Origin of the sequence: Bacillus sp. JJ634, from assembly GCF_036962285.1 — a bacterium.
Classification (GTDB): Bacteria; Bacillota; Bacilli; order Bacillales; family DSM-1321; genus Peribacillus; species Peribacillus asahii_A.
Genome location: NZ_JBALMU010000118.1, coordinates 1 through 8,120, shown reverse-complemented (window position 1 = coordinate 8,120; position 8,120 = coordinate 1). Strand labels below are relative to the sequence as shown.

Genomic DNA, 8,120 nt, shown 5'->3' with positions numbered 1-8,120 from the left:
ATATTTTCTTCAACAAAATCAGTTATATATACCTATTAAACCACTTTGTAATATAACTGTAATATAATTCCCGCTCTTTTGTTTGATAGAATAGGAACAAAGATATATGAGAGATTTATGGGAGGTAAACGTTCGTGAAAAAAAGTATTGTCGCTTTTTCAGCAGCAGCTCTGCTATCAGGTCTATTTGTTTCATCTGCTTCAGCCAGTACTTATACTGTCAAAAAAGGCGACACACTTACAAAAATCGCCAAAAAGTATGATCTGACTGTTAACAAGTTAAAAGAATTAAATAACTTAAAGTCTAATACAATCTATGTAAACCAAAAATTAGTGACATCTACTTCCAAAGCAAAAAAAGAAACGACAGCAGCAAAAGCAACTGTTTCTATCAAAAATGAAAAAACAACTACTTACAAAGTAGTAGCTGGCGATACATTAACTAAGATTGCAAACAAACATAATTTAACATTGGGTGAGTTGAAACAACTAAATAAATTGTCTTCTACTGTCATTAAAGTCGGGGACACATTAATTGTATCCAGCTCATCAACGGAAACCATTATTAACTTACCAGAAGAAACAAAGCCATCCGCTAATACATATAAGAATGGTCCAAGCATCGACAAAGTCATTGCAGAAGCTAAAAAGGTAATCGGTACACCCTATTCATGGGCTGGTTCAACTCCTGCAGGCTTTGATTGCAGCGGTTTGGTTTATTATGCATTTAAACAAGCCGGATATAGCATTTCTAGACATTCTTCTTCTACTTATTACGCTCTTGGCAAAAAAGTCTCCTCACCACAGCAAGGCGACTTAGTCTTTTTCGCTACAGGCTCAAACAAATCAGTTGTTAACCACCTTGGGATTTATTTAGGCAATAACCAATTCATTCATGCAAGTTCAAGCAAAGGTGTCATGATTAGCTCTGTCAACGACTCTTACTATAAAAATAGATTAATAGGCTATAAAAGATTAGACTTTTAAACCAACGAGCTTATTACCAAGCTCGTTTTTTTTTATGAAATAACTCAACATTCTATCAAAAAGGTGACCCGTATGAACAAATTAAAACTAATTCTATCCGTATTGATTTGTTTCGGAGTAGCTTTTCTGTTCTCGGAAACGGCTTCCGCACAATCGTACATCGTCAATCCGAATCAAACATATACGTATTCTAAAATGGTCAAGGATATTAAAAAATTAGAACAAGCATATCCTGACTTAGTGGATGCCAAAGTGATTGGGACCTCTGAATATGGACGGAATATTTATGCTGTCGCTCTCGGAAAAGGGGACGCAACTGTCTTTATTAACGGCTCCCATCACGCTCGCGAATGGATTACAACAACTGTTAATATGAACATGATTGATAAGTATGCTTATGCTTATGAAAAAAACAGTAAAATAAATGGGTATGATACTAAGAAAATTTTAAACAGTACAACGATCTGGTTTATCCCAATGGTTAATCCGGATGGTGTAATGTTGCAACAAACTGGGCTTACATCCTTCCCTAAACAAGATCATGCTAAGTTGATTAAAATGAATGACGGAAGCAAAAACTTTAAGCGTTGGAAAGCTAACGGAAAAGGCATTGACCTAAACCGACAATATGATGCTCGATGGAAATACCTCGGCGGCGGCTCTGTACCAAAATTCAAAAATTACAAAGGCAAAAGCCCCGAATCAGCAAAAGAAACGAAGATTGTCCTCGATTTCGTCAAAGATACGGACCCAGAAATGGCCATTTCCTATCATTCAAGCGGGCAAATCCTTTTCTGGAAATACGGGCAAACAGGCAGCCGTTATACAAGAGATCGTACACACGCTAGAAAAATCAGCAGTATGACAGGCTATCGTTTAATCTCCCCTTCTGGCTATACAGGCGGCGGCGGGTTTAGTGACTGGTTCTCCACTGTCGAAAAGAAGCCTGCTTACACAATTGAAGTAGCACCATACGCAGGAGAAACACATGTACCAATTAAGTACTTTAAAAAGATTTGGCAAGAAAACGCAGCCATTGGTTTATATACTGCCCAAGAAGGAGCCAAACTATATAACACAGAACAGCTTGCCAAAAGCAAAGCTCTAACAACAGATATTCAAACCTTTAACAAAACAGCAAAGAAACTTTCAGCGTATTATTTCACTTCTGTAAACAAAATAAGTGATTTACGCATTACAAATGCACAAACAACCCTTTATAATAAAACAAAGCAAGAAATTACGAAGCAAGAAAAAGCCATCGCCAAGCTTCCTAAAGCTTACCAATCATCAGCGAATAGCGCTTTACGAATAACTAAACTATATCGCGATCGTTACCTGACTTATCAAACAGCAATGAAGGCTGGTGAAGGCTTAGCAGATACCCACGAAGAGCTGATTAGTGCTCTTACAAAAGGAACTCTTAATACACAGACAAACAGTTTATTTACAACATGGAAAAAATCAACGAATACGACAGAAATAAAGATTTCGAAGATGTATAGTAAAAAAGTGCGTACACTCGCTCAAAAGAAATATATCGCACCTGTAGAAAAAGACTTACCAGCTGTTACAAACTTAATGGCCCGCTATACTTTACTGACTACAATTGATAAACAAGCAGATAATAAAGAATATAAAGCCGTTAAGGAACAGTTAGTGAAACTTGAGCAACTGAATCAACAAGCTGCAGCAAAAGAAAAGTTTAAACAAGCAGAAGCCTTCTTAGAGCAATGGCAGTCCGAGATTGAACAAGCTCTCCCAGTTGAAGAGCCGTCTGCAGAATCAACTGAACCGCAAGAAACGAATGAAGATGAAATAGCTGCTTAACAAAGCTAATACTAAAGGAAAAAGCGAAGGTAGAGCCCCCTTCGCTTTTTCCTTAAATCATCCCTTTTCATAGTAACAAACTAGGAGGTGTTGCAATGAGACAAGAACGTAAAAAGAAGAAAAGAAAAAATAAATGGCTGAAGTTTTTCGGCATTCTATTACTTCTGTTCCTCATTGGCGGCGGTGTATATGGCGCGATGGTTTACCAATCACTCAAAGGGGCCATCAACAGTATGCAAGGAACCGAACATAAAAGTGAGAAACGAATAGAGGATATTAAATTCAAAAATAAAGACCCTTTCTCTGTGCTCATATTAGGTGTAGATGAACGAGCAAATGATGTTGGACGCTCGGATACGATGATTGTTGTTACAGTCAACCCGAAAAAGAAATCAATGGAAATGCTCAGCCTTCCCCGTGATCTCCGGACAGAGATTGTGGGACATGGGACAACCGATAAAATGAATCATGCTTATGCATACGGCGGTATTCCAATGGCCATTAAGACGGTTGAAGCTTTTCTAGATGTCCCGATTGATTATTATATCAAGATGAATATGGAAGGCTTTCAGGATATTGTCGAAGCAGTCGGCGGAATTACGGTTAAAAATGATATGAACCTTTCTCATGGCGGCTACAGTTTCCCAAAAGGTACGATTACGTTAAATGGAAAAGAAGCACTCGTTTATTCAAGAATTCGCAAAGAAGACCCACGAGGTGATTTTGGCCGCCAAATGCGCCAACGCCAAGTGATTGAAGCGATTGTCGAGAAAGGAGCCAGCTTATCATCATTAACAAACTATCGCGGCATTTTCAAAGCTCTCGGTAAAAATGTGGAAACGAATTTAACCTTCGATGAAATGATGAGCATCCAAAATCATTACAAAAAGGCTCTAGGGTCCATTAACCAGTCGACTATTGAAGGAAATGGACAACGAATCAATGGAATCTGGTACTTAATTGTTCCAGAAGAAGAACGATTAAGGGTACAAAATCAATTAAAAGCGCATCTTGATATTCAATGATTGCGCTTTTTTCTCTTAATCAATCGTTTGATTAATAACAACTATGTTACAATTATTAAGTTCCGACAAAAATTCATGGGCTATTTTACCTGTAAATGAAAGAAAGTGTATTATATAAATAGAGCGTGTATAATTAAGTAATAATTTAATCAGTTCGCGTCGTTCTAACACTTAATTTTATTGGAGGGAATACGGAATACATGAATACTCAGGAACAAATGAATGACCTTTTAGAAAAATTGAAGGAGAACCCTCCTAAAATTATCGGAAGTTATAAAAAGCAAGGATGGGCTATAAAAGCATTAGAGAAAATCAGCAATCCTGCTGTTGAAGAGGAAGAAAACAATTTGATTACAGCAAAGGCTGTTCTTAAAGCTAAGGACGAAACGTATTATCCAGCCTTTGTAACTTTAGATATGACAAATAACGGCCAAGTTGTTGGTGTTTATTTTATCTCTGAAGAAGAGGAACAGTTTGAGTTAATTCCTTATGAACTAGCTCAACCATTTACAAATAAATCAGAAACTGAACTTATTCCCTTTACATATCGTACGCTCGAAAAGATTACTGGAGATCAAGTTCAAACAAATTGGCCAGACTTTTCTTAATTCCTCCATTTAAAATTAATGATAAAAAGACTCCTCATCAATCGATGAGGAGTCTTTGGATTTGAGCCTATCAAGCATTCGGCACGTAGACTTTCCAGCTTGATAAATTCGGATTTTTCTTCTGAACAAGCGGCTCAGGGAAAATAAACGTCCATGGCTTTGTCGTATTCGGCTGTACTTCAAAGTCATTAAGCGCAAAGCCGCCTTGACAAACTTGATCGCCATCTGCATCTTCCACAATTAATGGAAGCTGTTCAATGCTAATAGCCTTCGAACTTCCATTACGAATGAACACAGTGACAGCGAAGCTAGCATCTTCCTTCAATACAGCTTCTAGCCCCATAAAATTAACCTCGTCTTCCTTCAACTTCGGAAGATCTGCGACAATCTGCTGCAAATGTTCAATTTGCGCTTGAGATAATTGTTCTTTCCAGTTAGGCGCTAAATCCAGCTGATGTTCTGTTGGTTGAGATTTTAATTCAAACGCAATCGTCCAGCCTTCTTCTGGAATCGTATCTGTTAACAGCGACTCTTCCTCAAAGAAAAATCTCCAAGGCACACATGATAATGCTGCAAGTTCCCCCATCTCTGATAAATCAAACGAACCTTTTACAATCGGTTGACCGGCTTCATCTAATAAAACTAAATCAACCATATCAAATCGCACAGCTCGAGATAGCGTGTTACGAATGAAGGCTTCTACAAGAATATCTTCCTCAAAGCGTGTCAAACGAATTCCTGAAATGGAAAGTTGATTCGGTTTTAGAGTTGGCAGCTGTTGATGACGGAACATTAGCACGTATTTTTCTTGTGTAGAAGGCTGCCACTCTTCATGAAACACAAGCTTTGTTTGAACCGCATCTGTATCTGTTGAAACGGCTTCTTCCGCTGAAGCTGTTTCGATTTTCTCTTCAACGGCTACGTTTTCTGCTTTTTTCTGTTTCTTTCCGAATAAACCCATTACTCTTCGTCCTCCATCTGTTCTTCCAGCTCTTCTTTCACATGATCCATAAAATGAATGCTAATGCCAGATTCAATTTCATTCATTAACATGTTGAATTCATTTAGTGCTTCTTTATCGAATATTTGATACGGATCTTGCTGTCCATATCCGCTCAAGCTAATTCCTTCTTTAATGTTGCTCAAGCAATCTAAATGGCTCATCCAGTGCGTATCAATTTGCTCAAGCATAAAGCTTCTCAGATGTTGACCCAGCTCCTCATTTTCTTGAAGTGTTAAAATATAGGATTTCAACTCTTCAAACGCTGCCATTGCTCGTTCTTCCACTTGCGCTCGCTCCACATCGATTAACTCTTCTTCCTGCCAATCTAATGATAGGAACACTGAAGAAAGCTCTCTAATAAACACTTCTGGACTGCGTTCTACACCATCCTCAAGCACTTCTTCTTCAGGATAGTAAACCGCAACAAGTCGACGAATATATTTTTCCATATATTCTAGTAAAATAGAAAACATTTCTTCCGTCTCAAGGTCTAAGATACGATCGCGCATGGAATAAATAATTTTACTTTGTTCATTCAACGGGTTTTCCAGCTTTAATAAGTGGTTACGAGCAGACTGATGCATATATTCAATCGTTTCTTGCACTTTCTTCATATACTTATCAGGTGCTGGTGATAGCACAAGCCCTTCTGCGTCTGTTTTTACCTTACTTACATAACGTTCATGTTGTTCTTCATCATAATATGTAAACAAATCATCTTCTAATGAAATAATAAATTGTGAATTCCCTGGATCTCCTTGACGTCCAGCTCGACCGCGAAGCTGCATGTCGATTCGTTCGCTTTCATGACGCTCTGTCCCTAGAATATATAAACCACCCAATTCTTTTACTTCATCGTCTAATAAAATATCCGTACCACGGCCTGCCATATTAGTCGCAATCATCACTTGGCCTTTTTGCCCTGCCTTCACGATAATTTCCGCTTCATCTGCTTCTGTTTTTGCATTCAAGACAAGATGTTTAATGTTTTCTTTCTTCAAGTGAATGGACAGCTCTTCCGATTGTTCGATAGACGTTGTTCCAATTAAAACCGGGCGCCCTACACTGTTCACCCGCTTCACTTCAGAGACAATTTTCTTCATTTTACTTGCTTGATCTTTATAAATTAAATCAGGTGCATCGATTCGTAAAATTGGTTTATTCGTCGGAATTGTAACGACTGGAAGCTGATACGTTTCCCAAAATTCCTTTTTCGATGGCGTTGCACTTCCTGTCATTCCTGACAACATGCTGTATAAACGGAAATAGTTTTGCACGGTAATCGTCGCTTGCGTTTCATTCTCTTCCGTAATTTCTACGCCTTCCTTCGCCTCAATCGCTTGATGTAAGCCCTCACTAAAGGAGCGGCCTTCCATCACTCGGCCTGTGAACTTATCGATTAATTCGATTTTGCCATCTTTGATAATATAATCCACATCACGCTTCATAATTACGTATGCTTTCAAGGATTGAAGCACATTATGAAGCAGCTCTTGATGCTCTGGATCATATAAATTATCAATCCCAAACGCTTTTTCAATCTTATTTGCACCTTCGTCTGTTAAAAACGTATGCTTTGTTTCTAGAAACACTTCATAGTCTACGTCTTTCTGGAACGTTTTCATAATTTGTGCTGTAATCGCAAACAGCTCTTGACCTTCGCTTGATTTGCCAGCAATAATTAACGGCGTTCTCGCTTCGTCAATTAAAATACTATCAATTTCATCAACAATCGCGAAGTTATGCCCACGCTGTACTTTAGCTTCTTTATAAAACACCATATTATCACGTAAATAGTCGAAACCAAATTCCGTTCCAGTACCATATGTAATATCCGCTGCATAGGCTTCTCTTTTAGAAGAAGTGTCCATTTGAGATATATTTAAACCAACGGTCATTCCAAGCATTTCGTGAACTTGGCCCATAATCTCTTTATCACGGCTTGCTAAATATTCATTAGCGGTAATGATATGAACGCCTTTCCCTTCTAACGCATGCAAATAACTAGGTAAAGTAGAAACGAGTGTTTTCCCTTCCCCTGTATTCATTTGCGCAATCGAGCCTTCATTTAATACAAACCCGCCAATTAATTGCACATCATAATGACGCAAGCCTAATACACGTTTCGCTGCTTCACGAACAACAGCAAACGCATCACATTGAATATCTTTTAACGTCTTGCCTTCAGCTAACATTGCTTTAAACTGATCTTTCATACCGCGCAACTCTTCGTTAGAGTATGCTTCATATTTACTTTCTAAACTATTAACTGTATCGACAAGCTTATAAATGCGTTTTAAATCTTTCGAACTATCATTAAATAGTTTTTTCACACTAGATAACATAGAGTTTTCTCTCCTAATTACTTCTATTAGTTGACACTAGTCAAATTATATCATAATTAGCTATATCCTGGTCAGATGTAAAAAATAACTAATCGTTATCCATAGGTCTAGATACCCATCCTTAGGTACAAAAGAGTGGGATGTGAGTTATCAACAGAGTTGCACACATCTTATCCACAGTTCGAAAAGTCGCTGTGACATGACTCCGATGACGGACATTTTCCTGGCTGGATTTCTCCATTTGGTCCTTCATGACCTCGATGAAGGACATTTCCCCAGCTAGATTCCTCATTTTTGTCCTTCATTGAGGTTAGTCTAAAAAG

Annotated in this window: 6 protein-coding genes; 4 read left to right on the top strand and 2 right to left on the bottom strand. The window is 38.1% G+C overall.

What is annotated here, in order from left to right; genetic code table 11:
* Positions 1-134: 134 nt before the first annotated feature.
* The 4 genes from V7068_RS16845 to V7068_RS16830 all read left to right on the top strand — a co-directional run bounded on the left by V7068_RS16845 (position 135) and on the right by V7068_RS16830 (position 4,449).
* Complete coding sequence (locus V7068_RS16845; protein WP_499713744.1) at positions 135-986, top strand: LysM peptidoglycan-binding domain-containing protein; 852 nt, start codon at positions 135-137, stop codon at positions 984-986.
* 72 nt (positions 987-1,058) lie between these two features.
* Positions 1,059-2,816 (top strand): M14 family zinc carboxypeptidase, encoded by a 1,758-nt coding sequence (locus V7068_RS16840; RefSeq protein WP_499713743.1) that lies wholly within the window; start codon positions 1,059-1,061, stop codon positions 2,814-2,816.
* 95 nt (positions 2,817-2,911) lie between these two features.
* Complete coding sequence (locus V7068_RS16835; RefSeq protein WP_499713742.1) at positions 2,912-3,841, top strand: LCP family glycopolymer transferase; 930 nt, start codon at positions 2,912-2,914, stop codon at positions 3,839-3,841.
* A gap of 200 nt (positions 3,842-4,041) precedes the next feature.
* Positions 4,042-4,449, top strand: coding sequence for a hypothetical protein (locus V7068_RS16830; protein ID WP_499713741.1), 408 nt, complete (start codon positions 4,042-4,044; stop codon positions 4,447-4,449).
* A 70-nt stretch (positions 4,450-4,519) separates the two neighbouring features.
* On the opposite strand, the gene V7068_RS16825 is transcribed toward V7068_RS16830, so the two are convergent.
* A complete protein-coding gene (locus tag V7068_RS16825; protein WP_499713740.1) occupies positions 4,520-5,410 on the bottom strand; it encodes an accessory Sec system S-layer assembly protein in 891 nt (296 codons plus the stop codon).
* Positions 5,410-7,797: an accessory Sec system translocase SecA2 gene (gene secA2 / locus V7068_RS16820; RefSeq protein ID WP_499713739.1), complete on the bottom strand. Its 2,388-nt coding sequence runs from the start codon at positions 7,795-7,797 to the stop codon at positions 5,410-5,412. The genes V7068_RS16825 and secA2 overlap by 1 nt, the downstream gene beginning before the upstream one ends.
* Between the last annotated feature and the right edge of the window lie 323 nt (positions 7,798-8,120).